General features: G+C 41.9%; 15 protein-coding genes, 19 tRNA genes and 3 rRNA genes. 34 read left to right on the top strand and 3 right to left on the bottom strand.

The features are described from left to right. Window positions 1-34 precede the first annotated feature (34 nt). From SMI_RS02420 to SMI_RS02440, 5 genes are read left to right on the top strand one after another with little or no spacing between them, the layout of a single operon-like run. Window positions 35-499 (top strand): hypothetical protein, encoded by a 465-nt coding sequence (locus SMI_RS02420; RefSeq protein WP_231840213.1) that lies wholly within the window; start codon window positions 35-37, stop codon window positions 497-499. A gap of 60 nt (window positions 500-559) precedes the next feature. After that, window positions 560-823 (top strand): hypothetical protein, encoded by a 264-nt coding sequence (locus tag SMI_RS02425; protein ID WP_231840214.1) that lies wholly within the window; start codon window positions 560-562, stop codon window positions 821-823. Continuing rightward, window positions 823-1,455, top strand: a complete 633-nt coding sequence (locus tag SMI_RS02430) for a hypothetical protein (protein ID WP_000178822.1) — start codon at window positions 823-825, stop codon at window positions 1,453-1,455. The genes SMI_RS02425 and SMI_RS02430 overlap by 1 nt, the downstream gene beginning before the upstream one ends. Window positions 1,456-1,468: 13 nt before the next feature. After that, window positions 1,469-1,804 carry a phage holin gene (locus SMI_RS02435; protein ID WP_000191484.1) on the top strand — a complete coding sequence of 112 codons (336 nt, stop codon included), beginning with the start codon at window positions 1,469-1,471 and terminating at the stop codon, window positions 1,802-1,804. Then, window positions 1,804-2,760: an N-acetylmuramoyl-L-alanine amidase family protein gene (locus SMI_RS02440; protein ID WP_000350519.1), complete on the top strand. Its 957-nt coding sequence runs from the start codon at window positions 1,804-1,806 to the stop codon at window positions 2,758-2,760. The genes SMI_RS02435 and SMI_RS02440 overlap by 1 nt, the downstream gene beginning before the upstream one ends. Before the next feature lie 158 nt (window positions 2,761-2,918). Here the strand turns inward: SMI_RS02440 and SMI_RS02445 are convergent, their stop codons facing one another. Then, window positions 2,919-4,604, bottom strand: coding sequence for an IS1182-like element ISSmi2 family transposase (locus SMI_RS02445; protein ID WP_000276229.1), 1,686 nt, complete (start codon window positions 4,602-4,604; stop codon window positions 2,919-2,921). A gap of 421 nt (window positions 4,605-5,025) precedes the next feature. Here SMI_RS02445 and SMI_RS02450 point away from each other — a divergent pair, with 421 nt between their 5' ends. From SMI_RS02450 to SMI_RS02475, 6 genes are all read left to right on the top strand, one after another. Further along, window positions 5,026-5,403, top strand: a complete 378-nt coding sequence (locus tag SMI_RS02450; protein WP_000580360.1) for a single-stranded DNA-binding protein — start codon at window positions 5,026-5,028, stop codon at window positions 5,401-5,403. Window positions 5,404-5,558: 155 nt separating this feature from the next. After that, the gene (groES, locus tag SMI_RS02455; protein WP_000917323.1) at window positions 5,559-5,843 is read left to right on the top strand and encodes a co-chaperone GroES; all 285 of its coding nucleotides are present in this window, start codon (window positions 5,559-5,561) and stop codon (window positions 5,841-5,843) included. A gap of 15 nt (window positions 5,844-5,858) precedes the next feature. Continuing rightward, window positions 5,859-7,481 (top strand): chaperonin GroEL, encoded by a 1,623-nt coding sequence (gene groL, locus SMI_RS02460; protein ID WP_000031562.1) that lies wholly within the window; start codon window positions 5,859-5,861, stop codon window positions 7,479-7,481. A gap of 137 nt (window positions 7,482-7,618) precedes the next feature. Next, on the top strand, window positions 7,619-8,386 hold the full coding sequence (locus SMI_RS02465; RefSeq protein ID WP_000567572.1) for an epoxyqueuosine reductase QueH: 768 nt from the start codon (window positions 7,619-7,621) through the stop codon (window positions 8,384-8,386). Between the two features lie 399 nt (window positions 8,387-8,785). Further along, complete coding sequence (locus SMI_RS02470) at window positions 8,786-9,559, top strand: class I SAM-dependent methyltransferase (protein WP_000566050.1); 774 nt, start codon at window positions 8,786-8,788, stop codon at window positions 9,557-9,559. A gap of 12 nt (window positions 9,560-9,571) precedes the next feature. Next, window positions 9,572-10,429, top strand: coding sequence for an Rgg/GadR/MutR family transcriptional regulator (locus SMI_RS02475; RefSeq protein WP_000800707.1), 858 nt, complete (start codon window positions 9,572-9,574; stop codon window positions 10,427-10,429). Window positions 10,430-10,786: 357 nt separating this feature from the next. On the opposite strand, the gene SMI_RS02480 is transcribed toward SMI_RS02475, so the two are convergent. Together SMI_RS02480 and recX are read right to left on the bottom strand one after the other, a co-directional pair. Continuing rightward, window positions 10,787-11,320 carry a DUF402 domain-containing protein gene (locus SMI_RS02480; RefSeq protein ID WP_000775316.1) on the bottom strand — a complete coding sequence of 178 codons (534 nt, stop codon included), beginning with the start codon at window positions 11,318-11,320 and terminating at the stop codon, window positions 10,787-10,789. Between the two features lie 88 nt (window positions 11,321-11,408). After that, on the bottom strand, window positions 11,409-12,185 hold the full coding sequence (recX, locus tag SMI_RS02485) for a recombination regulator RecX (protein ID WP_000705110.1): 777 nt from the start codon (window positions 12,183-12,185) through the stop codon (window positions 11,409-11,411). A 37-nt stretch (window positions 12,186-12,222) separates the two neighbouring features. Between recX and rlmD the strand changes: the two genes are divergently transcribed. From rlmD to SMI_RS02600, 23 genes are all read left to right on the top strand, one after another. Continuing rightward, window positions 12,223-13,590 carry a 23S rRNA (uracil(1939)-C(5))-methyltransferase RlmD gene (rlmD, locus tag SMI_RS02490; RefSeq protein ID WP_001050279.1) on the top strand — a complete coding sequence of 456 codons (1,368 nt, stop codon included), beginning with the start codon at window positions 12,223-12,225 and terminating at the stop codon, window positions 13,588-13,590. A gap of 46 nt (window positions 13,591-13,636) precedes the next feature. Beyond that, window positions 13,637-13,708: transfer RNA gene (locus tag SMI_RS02495), tRNA-Glu, on the top strand. A gap of 241 nt (window positions 13,709-13,949) precedes the next feature. After that, window positions 13,950-15,495: ribosomal RNA gene (locus SMI_RS02500) — 16S ribosomal RNA — on the top strand. A 51-nt stretch (window positions 15,496-15,546) separates the two neighbouring features. Then, a tRNA-Ala gene (locus tag SMI_RS02505) sits at window positions 15,547-15,619 on the top strand. 125 nt (window positions 15,620-15,744) lie between these two features. Next, window positions 15,745-18,646, top strand: a 23S ribosomal RNA gene (locus SMI_RS02510). Between the two features lie 77 nt (window positions 18,647-18,723). Continuing rightward, window positions 18,724-18,839, top strand: a 5S ribosomal RNA gene (gene rrf, locus SMI_RS02515). The 16S, 23S and 5S rRNA genes sit together here with 19 tRNA genes alongside, the layout of an rRNA operon. A gap of 4 nt (window positions 18,840-18,843) precedes the next feature. Beyond that, window positions 18,844-18,916 (top strand) — tRNA-Val (locus tag SMI_RS02520). 2 nt (window positions 18,917-18,918) lie between these two features. Next, window positions 18,919-18,991, top strand: a tRNA-Asp gene (locus SMI_RS02525). Window positions 18,992-19,014: 23 nt separating this feature from the next. Further along, window positions 19,015-19,087: transfer RNA gene (locus tag SMI_RS02530), tRNA-Lys, on the top strand. A 5-nt stretch (window positions 19,088-19,092) separates the two neighbouring features. After that, window positions 19,093-19,174, top strand: a tRNA-Leu gene (locus tag SMI_RS02535). Between the two features lie 18 nt (window positions 19,175-19,192). Continuing rightward, window positions 19,193-19,265 (top strand) — tRNA-Thr (locus SMI_RS02540). A gap of 22 nt (window positions 19,266-19,287) precedes the next feature. After that, window positions 19,288-19,359, top strand: a tRNA-Gly gene (locus SMI_RS02545). A 7-nt stretch (window positions 19,360-19,366) separates the two neighbouring features. Continuing rightward, window positions 19,367-19,452, top strand: a tRNA-Leu gene (locus SMI_RS02550). A gap of 11 nt (window positions 19,453-19,463) precedes the next feature. Continuing rightward, window positions 19,464-19,537 (top strand) — tRNA-Arg (locus tag SMI_RS02555). A 15-nt stretch (window positions 19,538-19,552) separates the two neighbouring features. Beyond that, window positions 19,553-19,626, top strand: a tRNA-Pro gene (locus SMI_RS02560). 5 nt (window positions 19,627-19,631) lie between these two features. Then, a tRNA-Met gene (locus SMI_RS02565) sits at window positions 19,632-19,705 on the top strand. 13 nt (window positions 19,706-19,718) lie between these two features. Then, a tRNA-Ile gene (locus SMI_RS02570) sits at window positions 19,719-19,792 on the top strand. A gap of 12 nt (window positions 19,793-19,804) precedes the next feature. Then, window positions 19,805-19,894: transfer RNA gene (locus SMI_RS02575), tRNA-Ser, on the top strand. A gap of 10 nt (window positions 19,895-19,904) precedes the next feature. After that, window positions 19,905-19,978, top strand: a tRNA-Met gene (locus SMI_RS02580). A gap of 3 nt (window positions 19,979-19,981) precedes the next feature. Next, window positions 19,982-20,054 (top strand) — tRNA-Phe (locus SMI_RS02585). 20 nt (window positions 20,055-20,074) lie between these two features. Then, window positions 20,075-20,145, top strand: a tRNA-Gly gene (locus SMI_RS02590). A 39-nt stretch (window positions 20,146-20,184) separates the two neighbouring features. Then, window positions 20,185-20,258, top strand: a tRNA-Ile gene (locus SMI_RS02595). A gap of 6 nt (window positions 20,259-20,264) precedes the next feature. Next, window positions 20,265-20,352: transfer RNA gene (locus SMI_RS02600), tRNA-Ser, on the top strand. The last annotated feature ends 118 nt before the right edge of the window (window positions 20,353-20,470 follow it).

The following is a 20,470-nucleotide window of genomic DNA, read 5'->3' on the forward strand; positions in this document are numbered from 1 at the left end:
AAAGAGGTTCAGAATGGGTTGTAACAACCACAGAGTGAATACAACCAATTTGGCTCGAATTGATGGTGGCGACCTTATTAAGCAAGGGGATTTGTCTTCTACTTTTGGATTTGAATTGTTAGATGAAAATTACCGTGTCATGACCTCGTTTGAGGGGCAAGAAGCGGTTGTTACTCTAACAAAAGGACTACGCAGGTGGAAGACAACTGCTCCCGTCACTAGCCATTCTGTCAATTTTAATTTAGATAGTATTCTACCAAGCGGAAAATACCGGGTGGAAATCTCGGTTGGAGGGTATATCTTCCCAAGCGATAGAGATACTTATATTGAAATTGAAGACTCAGACAAGGAATTGGTTACGGAAGAAGTCTACACTTTGAAGGAGTTAGACATCGAAAAAGAAGTTAAAAAGCAGCTTGCAGGGAAAACTGCAAGCGAAGGTGGAGCATGTCAGGAAATTCCAGATCTGCTCATGTACTATAATTTAGGAAAGGTGTAAAACATGGATACAAGTAAATTAATTGCATTCGCTTCTGCATTAGGAGCGGATAACAAGGCAATGATGCAGTTGATCAATACAAAGATTGACAACGCTACTTTAATGCAAGCTATTGAGCAGGCAAAAACAGCAGTTAAGGCTGAGATTTTAGGTGACGGTGTTCCTGAAAATCTTGACACACTGAAAGAGATTGCTACAATGATCGCAGGTATGAGTGGCGATACTGAGGGCGCAGTCGTTCAAAAATTGGCTGATCTCGGCCGTCGTATTGACGAGTTTGCAAACCTTGACCTGGTCGCAACCTATAACGCAGCGAAAGCATGATGACTATGAGCAATTTTGAGGAATTCGCCCAAACAGTTGGGCGTGATGTGAAACGATTCGAAACGGATTACACAAGTAAAGCAGATCTTGAAGCGAAAGATTACATCGAAGGGAAATCAGAATACCAAATTTTGAAGCATCAAGTTGAAGAATTGGTCAAGCAAAACAAGGTCTTGCAAGAGCAACTGGCTCTTGTGAAACCTGCACCAAGACGTGCGCCGATGGCTTATACTATCGACTTAAATAGCACCCCTCCAATCGCTTGGTTTGATAACGGATGCGGTCTAGATGTTGGAGGAAACCCTGTTATTTTAGGTAAGGATAAATTCAAACCGTGGGATACAAATGCTCCTGGTTGGGATTTCCCAAACGCTATCCTAAGAACTTCGCTTGCTATGATAAATCTTGAAGTTTGGAAAAAAGCGAATTTCGATTATTGGGGTAATGGAATCAAAGTATTGAATCCTATAAAATCAGCAGATGATTATGATTGGACCAACGCAAGATTATCAGAACAAGGAAATCTTGCATCATGGAAATGGAATAATCAAAAAAACGTCATCCGTGTGATGTATCAATTCGGCATCTGGGACGCTAAAACCGTTGAAAGTTTAGGCGCAGTAAGGCGCTAGAAAGGAAAAACATATGACACAATTTAATGAATTTATTATCGCTTTTGCGACAGGCTTTTTAGCAGTGGCAACAGGCAGTATCGTAAAAGCAGTGAAAGACTACCTTTTGCGCAAAGGTGGAGAGAAAGCTGTAAAAATCGCTGAAATCCTAGCTAAAAATGCAGTTCATGCCGTGGAGCAGGTAGCTCAAGAGACTGGATTTAAAGGTGATGAAAAGCTGGAGCAAGCTCGTGATAAAGTCCGAGCTGAGCTTACAAAATACAACATCAGCATGACCGACAAAGATTTAGACACTTTTGTAGAGTCTGCTGTGAAGCAGATGAACGACGCTTGGAAAGGACAAGAGTAATGGATATTGATACAAGTAGACTACGTACGGACTTGCCGATTGTTGGGTTTGAGCCTTTCCGTCAGGTTCACGCCCACTCAACAGGTAACCGAAACTCAACCGCTCAGAACGAGGCGGACTACCACTACAGAAAGGACCCTGAACTTGGGTTCTTTTCTCATGTTGTTGGGAATGGTCGTGTCATGCAAGTAGGCCCTGTAAACAAGGGAATGTGGGACGTTGGGGGCGGTTGGAATGCTGAAACTTATGCAGCAGTTGAATTGATTGAAAGTCATTCAAATAAAGAAGAGTTCATGGAAGACTACCGCCTTTATATCGAATTGCTTCGAAACCTAGCAGATGAAGCAGGCTTGCCGAAGACTCTTGATACAGACGACTTGGCAGGTATCAAGACGCATGAATACTGTACAAATAACCAGCCGGATAACCGTAGCGACCACATTGACCCGTATCCTTATCTTGCGAAATGGGGCGTTAGCCGTGAACAATTTAAGCGAGATATTGAGAACGGGCTAGGAGCTGAAACAGGCTGGCAGAAAAACGATACTGGCTACTGGTACGTTAAAGAAGACGGATCTTATCCAAAAGATAAGTTTGAAAAAGTCAACGGCACTTGGTATTACTTCGACGGCTCAGGCTATATGCTTGCAGACCGCTGGAAGAAGCACTCAGACGGCAATTGGTACTGGTTTGATCAATCAGGCGAAATGGCCACAGGCTGGAAGAAAATCGCTGAGAAGTGGTACTATTTCGACGTAGAGGGTGCCATGAAGACTGGCTGGGTTAAGTACAAAGATACTTGGTACTATCTTGACCGTCAGAATGGCAACATGGTATCAAATGCTTTCGTACAGTCAGCCGATAAGAAAGGCTGGTACTACATCCAACCAGACGGAACAATGGCAGACAAGCCAGAGTTCACAGTAGAGCCAGAAGGCTTGATTACTACTAAATAAATGTGATACAATAGTTGTGAGATATCAAAAGACACTTGAGGGCAGAAAGGTTCCTGCCGCACCTTGAAAAAGGTATCTAAGATGCTGGATACACCGACCAGCCAAGTGTCCGTTATTTCAAAGGAGGGAGCTTAAATGCTCCTTTTTTATTTAAAATTTCAAAAAAATAAAGAGGCTGGGCAAAAACTAGCTTCTAAATAAAACCACACAGTGATTCCAGTCTTGAATCCAATCAAGCTGAAAGAAATACTGTGTGGTTTTTGAATAGTGGATGTTTTAGAGGCTAGATTCTTGGCCAACTTGGTGAGATTCATGCTCATAAAGATGAATCCTATTTCTGTTGAGACAGCTTGTTTCCCTCTGACATGCACTCTGCGCACGCCAAAAACACTCTTCAATCTACCAAAAACGGGTTCAACATCGATTTTCCGTTTGGCATAGATTCGAGAGCCTTCTTCACTATGTAATGTTTGCTTAAGGAGTTCCTTAAAGTAATTCCAAGTTGGATTATAATGGATTTGTTTCTGGTTTCCACTATCTGTTTTAGCCAACTGTTCTAACTCTGGAGTGTCTTGAACTTTATCAGCCTCATAAATCTTGAAATCACGTTGAAAGCCATACTTGTCAGTTCGACTAGAGTAGTTCTTAAAAGAATAAACTACGCCGTCGGGCTTTATAAACTGGTCCGTGTCCTCAAGATATTCCCAGTTCATTGGATTATCTGTGCTCGTCTGGTACTTTTTAGTCAATTCCTTCTGATACATGGTGTAGGGAATAAGCGGTATTTTTTCCAATTCATCAATGATAAAACGATAATTTTCTTCGCTACCATAACCAGCATCTGCTACGATATAGTTGAATAAGTCTAGGGTTTGAATCGATTGGAGGAAAGGTTTCAGAGTGCGAGTGTCTGTTGGATTTGGAAAGATATCAAAATCAAGGACATACTGACCATTGGTAGCCGCTTGGACATTATAACCAGGTTTCAGTTGCCCATTTTGCATATGGTCTTCCTTCATTCGCATAAAGGTGGCATCATGATCCGTTTTTGAGAAAGAGTTGCGGTCTTCTAAAATTTTTCTAGCTTCTTCATATCGCTGTTTACGAGGAAGGAAATCATCCTTTAATTGCTTACGGATTTTCTTTATCCGACGGCGTTTTTGTCTATTGGCAGACCCACCCTTTATCACTTTAGGCTCTTCTTCAATAGCTTGTTCTATTTCAACTAAGGTAGCCTCCGTTTTTTCTAGTAGCTCCTCCAAACCCTGACTGGTTTCCCGTTCTTCTTTAGATAAGGCGAGATTTACTCCTTCTTGAATCAGCTGGTCATAGAGCTGGGAAATTTTCCCATTCAAGGCTGCTTCATATTTGTCAATAGCTCTTTTCCAAGTGAAAGAATAGAGGTTGGCATCAGCTTCTAGTTTTGTTCCATCAATGAACAAGGCATCATCCTCAATCATCCCATTCTCACGCATGAGTAAAGTGAAGTAAATAAAAGCAGTTTTGATTAGGTTGTTGGCATGTTTACTGGAGCGGAAGTTATTAATCGTTTTATAGCTAACATAGGTATCTTGGCTCAACCATTTCATGGGAATGACTTCTGAGTTCATTTGAACGATTTTACGTCCAGAGAACACTTGACGAGCGTAAGCGAACAGGGTCATCTTCATGAGCATGGCTGGATGAAAGGCAGGGCGACCAGTGTGAGAGGTCTCTTCCAATAGAACTTGACTAGGGATACTGTCTACAAAGAGGCTAATCATTCTTGCTTCGTGATTTGATGGAATATCGTAGGCAAGATTTACTTCCAAACTTAACTGATTTGTGTTATAATCTTTATACATTGTCATGGCTTTCTAATTGTTTTGTTGTTATTTTAATTATAAACCATGACATAAGAAAACGAGCATCTCCAACTACGGAAATGCTCGTTTTTTTAATAGTTAGAAGCGAGTTTTTGCCCAGCCTCAATTGTTCTTTCTACCGCAGGCTCAGGCTTGCGGTTTTTTTGTTTGCTCTGAAATTGGATTGTTGAAGTCAACAATTAGCTTTATAAAGCGCTTGGTTGCCAGTTTTGTTGACGTCAACAAAATTAGAGCTTGTATTTCTATTTTGCAAAAACACGCATTTTGAACAATTAGAAACCAAAATCTCAATCCTATTGTTCAAAAAAACGCTTACTTGAAGAATAGGGAGGAGGAATGGCAGGGTATTATTGTCAAAAACAGTGTTTTGTTAATAATATGTATTTAAGTCTAACTTATCATGATTGGGCGTTTGACGTCTACACCAGAATTGCATAAAACCAACAATGACAAGTCAGTAGCGCGCGCGACTATTGCAGTCAACCGTCGTTACAAAGACCAAAACGGGGAACGCGAAGCAGATTTTGTCAATATGGTCCTATGGGGCAGACTAGCAGAAACATTGGCCAGCTACGCAACTAAAGGTAGTCTCATTTCCGTTGATGGGGAATTGCGTACCCGTCGTTTTGAGAAAAATGGTCAAATGAACTACGTGAACGAAGTACTTGTTACAGGATTCCAACTCTTGGAAAGTCGTGCCCAACGTGCCATGCGTGAAAATAATGTAGGGCAGGATTTGGCAGATTTGGTTTTGGAAGAGGAAGAATTGCCATTTTAAACATTGAAAAGTCTGAGTTGCTCTCAGGCTTTTTATCTTGCCAAAGTCAGACTTTTTTCTTGACTATTTCTGACCAAGTGATACAATAGAACTATAAATTAGCACTCATCTATAAAGAGTGCTAATAATATGTAGTTCATCATGGAGGAAAACAGATGTTGAAACCATTAGGAGACCGTGTGGTCTTGAAAATCGAAGAAAAAGAACAAACTGTTGGAGGTTTTGTCCTAGCAGGTTCAGCCCAAGAAAAAACCAAAACAGCTCAAGTTGTGGCTACTGGACAAGGTGTTCGTACCTTGAACGGTGACTTGGTTGCTCCAAGTGTTAAAGCTGGAGACCGTGTCTTAGTTGAAGCTCACGCAGGTCTTGATGTCAAAGATGGCGATGAAAAGTACATCATCGTAGGCGAAGCTAACATCTTGGCTATCATTGAAGAATAGAAGGAGAAAGTAAGTATGTCAAAAGAAATTAAATTTTCATCTGATGCTCGTTCGGCTATGGTTCGTGGTGTTGATATCCTAGCTGATACCGTTAAAGTAACCTTGGGACCTAAAGGTCGTAACGTTGTTCTTGAAAAATCATTTGGTTCTCCATTGATTACCAATGACGGTGTGACTATTGCTAAAGAAATCGAATTGGAAGACCATTTTGAAAATATGGGTGCCAAATTGGTATCAGAAGTAGCTTCAAAAACAAATGATATCGCAGGTGACGGGACTACAACTGCAACTGTTTTGACCCAAGCAATCGTCCGCGAAGGAATCAAGAACGTCACAGCAGGCGCAAATCCAATCGGAATTCGTCGTGGGATTGAAGCAGCAGTTGCCGCAGCAGTAGAAGCCTTGAAAAATAATGCCATCCCTGTTGCCAACAAAGAAGCTATCGCTCAGGTTGCTGCCGTATCTTCTCGTTCTGAAAAAGTCGGTGAGTACATCTCTGAAGCCATGGAAAAAGTTGGTAAAGACGGAGTCATCACCATTGAAGAATCACGTGGTATGGAAACAGAGCTTGAAGTTGTAGAAGGTATGCAGTTTGACCGTGGTTACCTTTCACAGTACATGGTGACAGATAGCGAAAAAATGGTGGCTGACCTTGAAAATCCATATATTTTAATTACTGATAAGAAGATTTCAAATATCCAAGAAATCTTGCCACTTCTAGAAAGCATTCTCCAAAGCAATCGTCCACTCTTGATTATTGCGGATGATGTGGATGGCGAAGCTCTTCCAACTCTTGTTTTGAATAAGATTCGTGGAACCTTCAACGTAGTAGCAGTTAAGGCACCTGGATTTGGCGATCGTCGCAAAGCTATGCTCGAAGACATTGCCATCTTGACAGGCGGAACAGTTATCACAGAAGACCTAGGTCTTGAGTTGAAAGATGCGACAATTGAAGCTCTTGGTCAAGCAGCGAGAGTAACTGTGGACAAAGATAGCACGGTTATCGTAGAAGGTGCTGGAAATCCTGAAGCGATTTCTCATCGTGTTGCTGTTATCAAGTCACAAATCGAAACTACAACATCTGAATTTGACCGTGAAAAATTGCAAGAACGCTTAGCAAAATTGTCAGGTGGTGTTGCAGTCATCAAGGTCGGAGCGGCAACTGAAACTGAGTTGAAAGAAATGAAACTCCGCATTGAAGATGCCCTCAACGCTACTCGTGCAGCTGTTGAAGAAGGTATCGTTGCAGGTGGTGGAACAGCTCTTGTCAATGTCATTCCAACCGTGGCTAATTTGGAATTGACAGGAGATGAAGCAACAGGTCGCAATATTGTTCTCCGTGCCTTGGAAGAACCAGTCCGTCAAATTGCCCACAATGCAGGATTCGAAGGTTCTATTGTTATCGATCGTTTGAAAAATGCTGAAGTTGGTACAGGCTTCAATGCAGCAACTGGCGAATGGGTTAACATGATTGATCAAGGAATCATCGATCCAGTTAAAGTAAGTCGTTCAGCCCTACAAAATGCAGCCTCTGTAGCTAGCTTGATTTTGACTACGGAAGCAGTTGTAGCCAATAAACCAGAACCAGTAGCCCCAGCTCCAGCAATGGATCCAAGCATGATGGGTGGGATGATGTAAGCTTTCTATAGAAAACAACTTATAAAAAACATAAAAGGAGGGAATGCCTATCCCTCCTTTTTATGCTATTCACTTCTAAATAGATTTGAGCTCTCCTAACTTATATGATAAAATAAGACTAGAAAAAGGAGAAGAACATGATCGATGTAGAAGAAATTCTGAGCAAGATGAACCCCAATCAGAAGATTAATTATGACCGTGTCATGCAGAAGATGGTACAAGTATGGGAGAAAAATGAGCAACGGCCAACCATTCTCATGCATGTTTGCTGTGCCCCTTGCAGTACTTATACACTAGAATATTTGACTAAGTATGCAGATGTGACCATCTATTTTGCCAATTCTAATATCCATCCCAAGGCAGAATACCATAAGCGTGCCTATGTGACTAAAAAGTTTGTCAGTGATTTCAATGAGCGAACTGGAAATACGGTTCAGTACCTAGAAGCTCCCTACGAACCAAATGAATACCGTAAATTAGTCAGAGGAATGGAAGAAGAGCCAGAAGGTGGCGACCGTTGTAAGGTTTGCTTTGACTACCGACTAGATAAGACAGCGCAAGTGGCTATGGATTTAGGTTTTGACTACTTTGGCTCAGCCTTGACCATCAGTCCTCATAAGAATTCTCAAACCATTAACAGCATCGGAATCGATGTGCAAAAAATTTACACAACCCACTATCTTCCCAGCGATTTCAAGAAAAATCAAGGCTACAAACGTTCAGTAGAGATGTGTGAAGAGTATGACATCTACCGTCAATGTTATTGTGGATGTGTCTATGCAGCCCAAGCCCAGAATATTGACCTGGTTCAAGTTAAGAAGGACGCTACTGCGTTTCTACTGGATAAGGATGTTGAAAAAGACTATTCCCATATCAAATTTACAGTTACAAAATTAGATATATAAATGAAAACTTGCCTCAAGGTAGGTTTTTTGCTAGTAGAAAAGCGATAGACAGAAATTGTTGGACCAATCTTTGAATTTCTAGTCCAAGGATTGTGAGTCTTCAACAAGCCTTGGACTCTTAAAAAAATGAAGTTTTGCTCAAACGAGCTTTTTAAATTAAAACGAGCAATTATCAGTTCAAATCTGTTTCAAAAGAAGAACGGATAAATTAATCGATGCTTTGTTTTTGAGTTAGGAAGTTAAGCATGCCAAACTGAGTCGTAGGAATAAATTTCTTTATAGAAATGTGTTACAACTCTGCTATAACGGAATATTCCTTTTTTGCATTTATACAACTTATTTAACACTATCTTTATTCTTGTGATATAATGTCAAATTATAGAGTGGAGGTCATTTAAAATGATTGATAAAGTAATTGAACAATATAAAAGTCATGATAATCTTGATATTCGAGTAGAATTGCATAAGAAGTATTCAAAAAATAAATTGGGATTCAATAATTGGATATTTTCTAACTACCAAATCACTGATGAAGTAAAGGTTCTAGAATTGGGATGTGGTACAGGAGAACTTTGGAAAAGTAATAGTGATTCTATAGATAAAATGAAGCAGTTGGTTGTTACAGATTTTTCTAAAGATATGGTAAAAACAACGAAGTCAGTAATTGGAAATAGAGACAATGTTAACTATGAGATAATGGATATTCAAAAGATTTCTTTTGAGAATGTAACGTTTGATATTGTTATTGCTAATATGCTTCTACATCATGTGAATGATATTCCTAAAGCTCTCTCTGAGGTGAATAGGGTATTAAAAACCGAAGGCATTTTTTACTGTGCTACATTTGGCGAAAATGGAGTTGTAAATTATTTGGCAAATTTATTTAAAGATGAGGTTAATCAAGATTTAGAAAATAAAACGTTTACTTTACAAAATGGTAAAAGGTACCTGAGTAGGTATTTTAACACTGTCGATACATTACTCTATGATGATGAGTTACAGGTGACTAGTATAGATGACCTGGTTAAATACATCCAATCGTTTAAAGGAATTTCAGGAATAGGTTCACTGGAAGAGGAAATAATACGTAAAAGATTGGAAAGTGAGTTTAATAATGGTATGTTGATTATTCCTAAAGAATATGGTATGTTTATCGCTCGAAAAGAAAGTTAAGGGAATGAAAGTGTGAAAAATTACGGAGAAGCTTTTCGATATTTTAGAAAATTAAACGGATATTCTTTAGAGTATGCTGCAGCTGATTCTATATCAAAATCTCAACTCTCTAGGTTTGAAAGGGGAGAAAATGAAATTTCTCTTTCAACGTTTTTTGAATTATTATCAAATATCAATGTTTCGATAGAGAATTTTTGTAATTACCTAGAAAATTATAAAAGATCGGAGTTTGATGATTTTTTGGTTAATTTATCTCCAAATTTTTATAGTTTGAATACTAAAGGATTGGAGGAAATAAAAAATGAGCAACAAAAACTTTTTGAGAAGAGTGGGGAAAAAACTCATAAAATAAATACAATTATGGTTCAGGGATTATTAAATCAGATAGATTGTAATCATGTAGTTAGTAGAGATGATCTAAATTTAGTGTATGACTATTTATTCCAGAAGGAACGATGGGAGTCCTATGAGATAACGCTGATTGGTAATTTATATCATCTTTTTGAAATAGATTATATTTACATGGTCGGAAAAGAAATACTAGAGCGTACACATTATTACGAAAAAATCGGCAAGAATAGAAATTTAGTTGTGTCAGCTTGTTTAAATTTTTGGTTCTGTTGCCTTGAAAATTCACATCTAATATATGCAGACTACTTTGAAATGAAATTAAAAAAATTATTAAAAGATGACACAAAAGTTTTTGAAAAATCTACATTCAAATTTGTAGAAGGATATAAAATATATCTGACTGAATCTAAAGAATCTGGAATTAAACAAATGAACAATGTCATAAAATATTTTGAGTTTATTGAATCTAAAAGTATTGCTTTATATTTTCAAAAACGATTAAATGAGCTGGTAGATTAAATAGCATTTTCTCGGTCGAGATATTGTTTTTAAAATGTTGTACTAAATGATTGATGCTAGGTGGAAATACAAAAAATAAATTATTTTATACGAAGTTGACCTGTGTTTTTATACTAATCATCTCCGTATTTTTGTATTAAGCGATATAAGTTTGTTGTAAACTTACAAGGAATAAAGACATTAAAAAATAACAGTATATCTATTTGTTTTATATATTTTACGAATTCGGCATAAATCTCTTTCTAGTAAGGTGTTGTAACTCTGCTATAATGGATTTATTCCTTTTTGTGTTTACACAATTTATTTTACACTACCAAAAAAACAAGGTCAGGATTTTGTTCCTGACCTTTGACAACTTTACCGATTCTTTAGTTCTACATAGCGCTTGTACCAAATGTTTACATAGGCTTCTGAGAAAGGACCACGTCCATTGTTAATCCAATCAACAAGAATTTTGACATGTTCTTTTAAAATATAGTCCAAGTCATCAGAATAATTCATTTTGCGTTTGTGACGCTCATACTCCTCAACGTCCAAGAGACGTTTTTCCCCATCTGTAAAAATTTTAACATCCAAATCGTAATCAATATACTTCAGTGCTTCTTCATCCAGATAGTAGGGGCTAGCCATATTGCAATAGTAGGAAATTCCGTTATCACGAATCATGGCAATGATATTAAACCAATATTTCTTGTGAAAGTAAACAATAGCCGGTTCTCGAGTGACCCAACGACGACCATCACTTTCGGTAACCAGTGTATGATCGTTGACACCAATAATGGCGTTTTCTGTTGTTTTTAGTACCATGGTGTCCCGCCAGGTTCGGTGGAGACTCCCATCATGCTTATAACTTTGAATTGTAATAAAGTCGCCTTCTTTTGGAAGCTTCATAACTAACCAACTTTCTACAATTTATAAGTTTATCGTTTACTATTGTACCATAAAATTACCTAAAATCTGTGAATTTTACATGAAAATATTAAAGATATTCTCTGAGAGCGCTTGCTATATCCGAAAAATCGTAGCCCTTTCGTGCTAAAACTTGGGTTAAACGCTGTTTAAGTTCGTATCCTTCATATTTGCGAGCATACTTAGCATATTGCTTGTCAAGTTCCTTGAAGATGAGTTCCTGAGTCGTTTCTTGGTCAACTTGACTATCCAACTGGTCAAAGGCACTTTTAGCATCAGAATAGGAAAACCCCTTGTTGGTCAGATTTTGTATAATCTTATCCTGCAAAGCACGAGCAGGAAGCTTTCCCTCATATTTTTTCAATAGTTTATTAGCTACACGTTGAGCAACTTCCGAAAAATCAAATTCTTTCACTATCTCTTCTATAGTGGATTTTGAGATCCCCTTTTGTGTTAGTTTCTGAGTCAGTACATAAGGTCCCTTGTCTCCTGAAAGTTGATTGGCATTGATGATAGCATAAGCGTACTGGCCATCATTAATCCACTTATCTTCTTTAAGATTAATAATGACTTGAGAAACGATGTTTTCATCAATATCGTATTTTTTCAGATATTCTCTGACTTCTTTTTCAGTGCGAGCTTTAAAGGATAGGTGGTAGAGGGCCAGATTTTTACCATAAGAAAATTGGGCAAAGTCCTGAATCTTTTTCAATTCTTCTTGGCTTATAACCTTATCTCTTGATAACATAAAACGAACAATTGTATCTTCAGTAATATAGCATTTGTCTCCATTATCAAGCTCCATCAGATAGAGTCTTTTTTTCTTTTCAAGTTTTGTGATTTTCATAGTTCTATTATAACTCAAAATGTGATAAGATAGGGGTATGAATCTGAAAGTGAAACAAAAAATACCATTAAAAATCAAGCGCATGGGAATTAATGGTGAGGGAATCGGCTTTTATCAAAAAACCTTAGTCTTTGTACCCGGTGCTCTCAAAGGAGAAGATATCTATTGTCAGATTACTTCTATTAAACGTAACTTTGTTGAGGCAAAATTACTGAAGGTCAACAAGAAGTCTAAATTCCGTGTTGTGCCAGCTTGTACTATTTACAATGAGTGTGGAGGTTGCCAAATCATGCACCTGCATTATGATAAGCAGCTAGAGTTCAAGACGGACTTACTTCATCAAGCGCTAAAAAAATTTGCCCCTGCAGGGTATGAAAACTATGAAATTCGTCCAACTATTGGAATGCAGGAACCAAAGTATTACCGTGCTAAGTTACAATTTCAGACTCGAAAATTTAAAAATCAGGTCAAGGCAGGTCTGTATGCACAAAACTCTCATTATTTGGTAGAGTTGAAAGACTGCCTAGTACAAGATAAGGAAACCCAAGTGATTGCTAATCGCCTAGCAGAATTGCTTACTTATCACCAGATTCCAATCACCGATGAGAGAAAAGTTCTAGGTGTTAGAACTATAATGGTTCGACGAGCAAGAAAGACTGGACAGGTTCAGATTATTATTGTTACAAATCGTCAGCTTAATTTAACCCAACTAGTGAAAGACTTAGTTAAAGATTTTCCAGAAGTTGTGACAGTAGCTGTGAATACAAATACAGCCAAAACCAGTGAGATTTATGGTGAAAAGACAGAGATTATCTGGGGAGAAGAGAGTATTCAAGAAGGTGTACTCGATTATGAATTTTCACTATCTCCTCGAGCTTTCTATCAACTAAATCCTGAACAAACAGAAGTTCTTTATAATGAGGCGGTAAAAGCCTTGGATGTTAATAAAGAAGACCATTTGATTGACGCTTATTGTGGAGTTGGAACGATTGGATTTGCCTTTGCAAAGAAAGTAAAAACACTCAGAGGTATGGATATTATTCCAGAAGCTATTGAAGATGCCAAGCGAAATGCTAAAAGAATGGGATTTGACAACACACATTACGAAGTTGGAACAGCGGAAGAGATTATTCCTCGCTGGTATAAAGAAGGCTACCGAGCAGATGCTCTGATTGTAGACCCACCACGTACTGGTCTGGATGATAAGTTATTAGACACTATTCTTACTTATGTACCAGAAAAAATGGTTTATATTTCTTGTAATGTTTCGACCTTGGCTCGTGATTTGGTGAGGTTAGTAGAAGTCTACGATATCCATTATATTCAGTCGGTCGATATGTTTCCACACACCGCTCGAACTGAAGCTGTTGTAAAGTTAATTAAAAAAGTTTCAAAAAAGTGTTGACAAAGTTAGAAAAGCCAGTATAATAGTAAGAGTTGAAAACAACTCTGGTCCGTTGGTCAAGGGGTTAAGACACCGCCTTTTCACGGCGGTAACACGGGTTCGAATCCCGTACGGACTATGGTATGTTGCGGATGGAACACTTGATGAAAAAAGTTCAAAAAAGTTTCAAAAAAGTGTTGACAAGCGAAAGCGACTGTGATATACTAATATAGTTGTCACTTGAGAGAAGTAAGTGACAAAGACCTTTGAAAACTGAACAAGACGAACCAATGTGCAGGGCACTACAACTAAGGTTGTAGTACTGAACAATGAAAAAACAATAAATCTGTCAGTGACAGAAATGAGTGAGAACTCAAACTTTTAATGAGAGTTTGATCCTGGCTCAGGACGAACGCTGGCGGCGTGCCTAATACATGCAAGTAGAACGCTGAAGGAGGAGCTTGCTTCTCTGGATGAGTTGCGAACGGGTGAGTAACGCGTAGGTAACCTGCCTGGTAGCGGGGGATAACTATTGGAAACGATAGCTAATACCGCATAAGAGTAGATGTTGCATGACATTTGCTTAAAAGGTGCAATTGCATCACTACCAGATGGACCTGCGTTGTATTAGCTAGTTGGTGGGGTAACGGCTCACCAAGGCGACGATACATAGCCGACCTGAGAGGGTGATCGGCCACACTGGGACTGAGACACGGCCCAGACTCCTACGGGAGGCAGCAGTAGGGAATCTTCGGCAATGGACGGAAGTCTGACCGAGCAACGCCGCGTGAGTGAAGAAGGTTTTCGGATCGTAAAGCTCTGTTGTAAGAGAAGAACGAGTGTGAGAGTGGAAAGTTCACACTGTGACGGTATCTTACCAGAAAGGGACGGCTAACTACGTGCCAGCAGCCGCGGTAATACGTAGGTCCCGAGCGTTGTCCGGATTTATTGGGCGTAAAGCGAGCGCAGGCGGTTAGATAAGTCTGAAGTTAAAGGCTGTGGCTTAACCATAGTACGCTTTGGAAACTGTTTAACTTGAGTGCAAGAGGGGAGAGTGGAATTCCATGTGTAGCGGTGAAATGCGTAGATATATGGAGGAACACCGGTGGCGAAAGCGGCTCTCTGGCTTGTAACTGACGCTGAGGCTCGAAAGCGTGGGGAGCAAACAGGATTAGATACCCTGGTAGTCCACGCCGTAAACGATGAGTGCTAGGTGTTAGACCCTTTCCGGGGTTTAGTGCCGCAGCTAACGCATTAAGCACTCCGCCTGGGGAGTACGACCGCAAGGTTGAAACTCAAAGGAATTGACGGGGGCCCGCACAAGCGGTGGAGCATGTGGTTTAATTCGAAGCAACGCGAAGAACCTTACCAGGTCTTGACATCCCTCTGACCGCTCTAGAGATAGAGTTTTCCTTCGGGACAGAGGTGACAGGTGGTGCATGGTTGTCGTCAGCTCGTGTCGTGAGATGTTGGGTTAAGTCCCGCAACGAGCGCAACCCCTATTGTTAGTTGCCATCATTTAGTTGGGCACTCTAGCGAGACTGCCGGTAATAAACCGGAGGAAGGTGGGGATGACGTCAAATCATCATGCCCCTTATGACCTGGGCTACACACGTGCTACAATGGCTGGTACAACGAGTCGCAAGCCGGTGACGGCAAGCTAATCTCTTAAAGCCAGTCTCAGTTCGGATTGTAGGCTGCAACTCGCCTACATGAAGTCGGAATCGCTAGTAATCGCGGATCAGCACGCCGCGGTGAATACGTTCCCGGGCCTTGTACACACCGCCCGTCACACCACGAGAGTTTGTAACACCCGAAGTCGGTGAGGTAACCGTAAGGAGCCAGCCGCCTAAGGTGGGATAGATGATTGGGGTGAAGTCGTAACAAGGTAGCCGTATCGGAAGGTGCGGCTGGATCACCTCCTTTCTAAGGAAAAGGAACTGCGCATTGGTCTTGTTTAGTCTTGAGAGGTCTTGTGGGGCCTTAGCTCAGCTGGGAGAGCGCCTGCTTTGCACGCAGGAGGTCAGCGGTTCGATCCCGCTAGGCTCCATTGGTGAGAGATCACCAAGTAATGCACATTGAAAATTGAATATCTATATCAAATAGTAACAAGAAAATAAACCGAAAACGCTGTAGTATTAATAAGAGTTTATGACTGAAAGGTCAGAAAAATAAGGTTAAGTTAATAAGGGCGCACGGTGGATGCCTTGGCACTAGGAGCCGAAGAAGGACGTGACAAACGACGATATGCCTTGGGTAGCTGTAAGTAAGCGATGATCCAGGGATTTCCGAATGGGGGAACCCAACAGGTACTACCTGTTACCCGCATCTGTTAAGGATGTGAGGAGGAAGACGCAGTGAACTGAAACATCTAAGTAGCTGCAGGAAGAGAAAGCAAAAGCGATTGCCTTAGTAGCGGCGAGCGAAACGGCAGGAGGGCAAACCGAAGAGTTTACTCTTCGGGGTTGTAGGACTGCAATGTGGACTCAAAGATTATAGAAGAATGATTTGGGAAGATCAGCCAAAGAGAGTAATAGCCTCGTATTTAAAATAGTCTTTGTACCTAGCAGTATCCTGAGTACGGCGGGACACGTGAAATCCCGTCGGAATCTGGGAGGACCATCTCCCAACCCTAAATACTCCCTAGTGACCGATAGTGAACCAGTACCGTGAGGGAAAGGTGAAAAGCACCCCGGGAGGGGAGTGAAATAGAACCTGAAACCGTGTGCCTACAACAAGTTCGAGCCCGTTAATGGGTGAGAGCGTGCCTTTTGTAGAATGAACCGGCGAGTTACGTTATGATGCGAGGTTAAGTTGAAGAGACGGAGCCGTAGGGAAACCGAGTCTGAATAGGGCGCCTTAGTATCATGACGTAGACCCGAAACCATGTGACCTACCCATGAGCAGGTTGAAGGTGCGGTAAGACGCACTGGAGGACCGAACCAGGGCACGTTGAAAAGTGCTTGGATGACTTGTGGGTAGCGGAGAAATTCCAAACGAACTTGGAGATAGCTGGTTCTCTCCGAAATAGCTTTAGGGCTAGCGTCGACATTAGAGATTCTTGGAGGTAGAGCACTGTTTGGGTGAGGGGTCCATCCCGGATTACCAATCTCAGATAAACTCCGAATGCCAATGAATTATGGTCGGCAGTCAGACTGCGAGTGCTAAGATCCGTAGTCGAAAGGGAAACAGCCCAGACCACCAGCTAAGGTCCCAAAATAATTGTTAAGTGGAAAAGGATGTGGGGTTGCACAGACAACTAGGATGTTAGCTTAGAAGCAGCTATTCATTCAAAGAGTGCGTAATAGCTCACTAGTCGAGTGACCCTGCGCCGAAAATGTACCGGGGCTAAAACAATTTACCGAAGCTGTGGATACCTTTATAGGTATGGTAGGAGAGCGTTCTATGTGTGATGAAGGTATACCGTGAGGAGTGCTGGAATGCATAGAAGTGAGAATGCCGGTATGAGTAGCGAAAGACAGGTGAGAATCCTGTCCACCGTAAGACTAAGGTTTCCAGGGGAAGGCTCGTCCGCCCTGGGTTAGTCGGGACCTAAGGAGAGACCGAAAGGTGTATCCGATGGACAACAGGTTGATATTCCTGTACTAGAGTATGTAGTGATGGAGGGACGCAGTAGGCTAACTAAAGCAGACGATTGGAAGTGTCTGTCTAAGCAGTGAGGTGTGAACTGAGTCAAATGCTTAGTTCTATAACATTGAGCTGTGATGGGGAGCGAAGTTTAGTAGCGAAGTTAGTGATGTCACACTGCCAAGAAAAGCTTCTAGCGTTTAAACATACTCTACCCGTACCGCAAACCGACACAGGTAGTCGAGGCGAGTAGCCTCAGGTGAGCGAGAGAACTCTCGTTAAGGAACTCGGCAAAATGACCCCGTAACTTCGGGAGAAGGGGTGCTGACTTTAAGTCAGCCGCAGTGAATAGGCCCAAGCAACTGTTTATCAAAAACACAGCTCTCTGCTAAATCGTAAGATGATGTATAGGGGGTGACGCCTGCCCGGTGCTGGAAGGTTAAGAGGAGTGCTTAGCGTAAGCGAAGGTATGAATTGAAGCCCCAGTAAACGGCGGCCGTAACTATAACGGTCCTAAGGTAGCGAAATTCCTTGTCGGGTAAGTTCCGACCCGCACGAAAGGCGTAATGATTTGGGCACTGTCTCAACGAGAGACTCGGTGAAATTTTAGTACCTGTGAAGATGCAGGTTACCCGCGACAGGACGGAAAGACCCCATGGAGCTTTACTGCAGTTTGATATTGAGTGTCTGTACCACATGTACAGGATAGGTAGGAGTCTAAGAGATCGGGACGCCAGTTTCGAAGGAGACGTTGTTGGGATACTACCCTTGTGTTATGGCCACTCTAACCCGGATAGGTGATCCCTATCGGAGACAGTGTCTGACGGGCAGTTTGACTGGGGCGGTCGCCTCCTAAAAGGTAACGGAGGCGCCCAAAGGTTCCCTCAGAATGGTTGGAAATCATTCGCAGAGTGTAAAGGTATAAGGGAGCTTGACTGCGAGAGCTACAACTCGAGCAGGGACGAAAGTCGGGCTTAGTGATCCGGTGGTTCCGTATGGAAGGGCCATCGCTCAACGGATAAAAGCTACCCTGGGGATAACAGGCTTATCTCCCCCAAGAGTTCACATCGACGGGGAGGTTTGGCACCTCGATGTCGGCTCGTCGCATCCTGGGGCTGTAGTCGGTCCCAAGGGTTGGGCTGTTCGCCCATTAAAGCGGCACGCGAGCTGGGTTCAGAACGTCGTGAGACAGTTCGGTCCCTATCCGTCGCGGGCGTAGGAAATTTGAGAGGATCTGCTCCTAGTACGAGAGGACCAGAGTGGACTTACCGCTGGTGTACCAGTTGTCTTGCCAAAGGCATCGCTGGGTAGCTATGTAGGGAAGGGATAAACGCTGAAAGCATCTAAGTGTGAAACCCACCTCAAGATGAGATTTCCCATGATTTTATATCAGTAAGAGCCCTGAGAGATGATCAGGTAGATAGGTTAGAAGTGGAAGTGTGGCGACACATGTAGCGGACTAATACTAATAGCTCGAGGACTTATCCAAAGTAACTGAGAATATGAAAGCGAACGGTTTTTCTTGATTTGAATAGATATTCAATTTTGAGTAGGTATTACTCAGAGTTAAGTGACGATAGCCTAGGAGATACACCTGTACCCATGCCGAACACAGAAGTTAAGCCCTAGAACGCCGGAAGTAGTTGGGGGTTGCCCCCTGTGAGATATGGAAGTCGCTTAGCTCTAGGGAGTTTAGCTCAGCTGGGAGAGCATCTGCCTTACAAGCAGAGGGTCAGCGGTTCGATCCCGTTAACTCCCATAGGTCCCGTAGTGTAGCGGTTATCACGTCGCCCTGTCACGGCGAAGATCGCGGGTTCGATTCCCGTCGGGACCGTAAGAATAACGTAAGTTATTTTTGACTCGTTAGCTCAGTTGGTAGAGCAATTGACTTTTAATCAATGGGTCACTGGTTCGAGCCCAGTACGGGTCATATATGCGGGTTTGGCGGAATTGGCAGACGCACCAGATTTAGGATCTGGCGCTTAACGGCGTGGGGGTTCAAGTCCCTTAACCCGCATTAAGATATAATAAATGAGCCGGCTTAGCTCAGTTGGTAGAGCATCTGATTTGTAATCAGAGGGTCGCGTGTTCAAGTCATGTAGCCGGCATTTTTAGATAGAAGAAAACAGTGCGAACGTAGTTCAGTGGTAGAACACCACCTTGCCAAGGTGGGGGTCGCGGGTTCGAATCCCGTCGTTCGCTTAGAGAGGCCGGGGTGGCGGAACTGGCAGACGCACAGGACTTAAAATCCTGCGATTGGTAACGATCGTACCGGTTCGATTCCGGTCCTCGGCATAATATAAAGAGCATCCTTAGCTCAACTGGATAGAGTACCTGACTACGAATCAGGCGGTTAGAGGTTCGACTCCTCTAGGGTGCATTTTTCTATTTAACTCGGGAAGTAGCTCAGCTTGGTAGAGTACTTGGTTTGGGACCAAGGTGTCGCAGGTTCGAATCCTGTCTTCCCGATATATGGCGGTGTAGCTCAGCTGGCTAGAGCGTCCGGTTCATACCCGGGAGGTCGGGGGTTCGATCCCCTTCGCCGCTATAATGATCTTGTTGGACCTTTAGCTCAGCTGGTTAGAGCTCTCGGCTCATAACCGAGTGGTCGTAGGTTCAAGTCCTACAAGGTCCATTTGAATAGTATGGAGGATTACCCAAGTCCGGCTGAAGGGAACGGTCTTGAAAACCGTCAGGCGTGTAAAAGCGTGCGTGGGTTCGAATCCCACATCCTCCTTTTGTATTAACGCGGGATGGAGCAGCTCGGTAGCTCGTCGGGCTCATAACCCGAAGGTCGTAGGTTCAAATCCTGCTCCCGCAATAAGGCTCGGTAGCTCAGTTGGTAGAGCAATGGATTGAAGCTCCATGTGTCGGCGGTTCGATTCCGTCTCGCGCCATTTTTATTTATAATATTTATGCGGGTGTAGTTTAGTGGTAAAACTACAGCCTTCCAAGCTGTTGTCGCGAGTTCGATTCTCGTCACCCGCTTTGAACTTTGTTCAAATTACATTACCAAGTTTTTAACTTGGGCGCGTAGCTCAGGTGGTTAGAGCGCACGCCTGATAAGCGTGAGGTCGGTGGTTCGAGTCCACTCGTGCCCATTAATAGGAGAATTACTCAAGAGGCTGAAGAGGACGGTTTGCTAAATCGTTAGGTCGGGTAACTGGCGCAAGGGTTCGAATCCCTTATTCTCCGTTTTATTGAGAGTTTATAACTCTTTTTTTGTATTTTTAAGAATAGTAGAATAAAAACTTCAGATTTGTAAAACTTAATTGGATTACTTATCTGAAGTTTTTTTGCGCTCTTTGCAACT

The sequence above is a fragment of the Streptococcus mitis B6 genome (assembly GCF_000027165.1).
Lineage (GTDB): Bacteria > Bacillota > Bacilli > Lactobacillales > Streptococcaceae > Streptococcus > Streptococcus mitis_AR.

Coding starts and splice junctions, on each gene's coding strand:
- SMI_RS02425 (WP_231840214.1), top strand. CDS start 560: ATGATGCAGTTGATCAATACAAAGATTGACAACGCTACTTTAATGCAA.
- SMI_RS02430 (WP_000178822.1), top strand. CDS start 823: ATGACTATGAGCAATTTTGAGGAATTCGCCCAAACAGTTGGGCGTGAT.
- SMI_RS02435 (WP_000191484.1), top strand. CDS start 1,469: ATGACACAATTTAATGAATTTATTATCGCTTTTGCGACAGGCTTTTTA.
- SMI_RS02440 (WP_000350519.1), top strand. CDS start 1,804: ATGGATATTGATACAAGTAGACTACGTACGGACTTGCCGATTGTTGGG.
- SMI_RS02445 (WP_000276229.1), bottom strand. CDS start 4,604: ATGTATAAAGATTATAACACAAATCAGTTAAGTTTGGAAGTAAATCTT.
- SMI_RS02450 (WP_000580360.1), top strand. CDS start 5,026: ATGATTGGGCGTTTGACGTCTACACCAGAATTGCATAAAACCAACAAT.
- groES (WP_000917323.1), top strand. CDS start 5,559: ATGTTGAAACCATTAGGAGACCGTGTGGTCTTGAAAATCGAAGAAAAA.
- groL (WP_000031562.1), top strand. CDS start 5,859: ATGTCAAAAGAAATTAAATTTTCATCTGATGCTCGTTCGGCTATGGTT.
- SMI_RS02465 (WP_000567572.1), top strand. CDS start 7,619: ATGATCGATGTAGAAGAAATTCTGAGCAAGATGAACCCCAATCAGAAG.
- SMI_RS02470 (WP_000566050.1), top strand. CDS start 8,786: ATGATTGATAAAGTAATTGAACAATATAAAAGTCATGATAATCTTGAT.
- SMI_RS02480 (WP_000775316.1), bottom strand. CDS start 11,320: ATGAAGCTTCCAAAAGAAGGCGACTTTATTACAATTCAAAGTTATAAG.
- recX (WP_000705110.1), bottom strand. CDS start 12,185: ATGAAAATCACAAAACTTGAAAAGAAAAAAAGACTCTATCTGATGGAG.
- rlmD (WP_001050279.1), top strand. CDS start 12,223: ATGAATCTGAAAGTGAAACAAAAAATACCATTAAAAATCAAGCGCATG.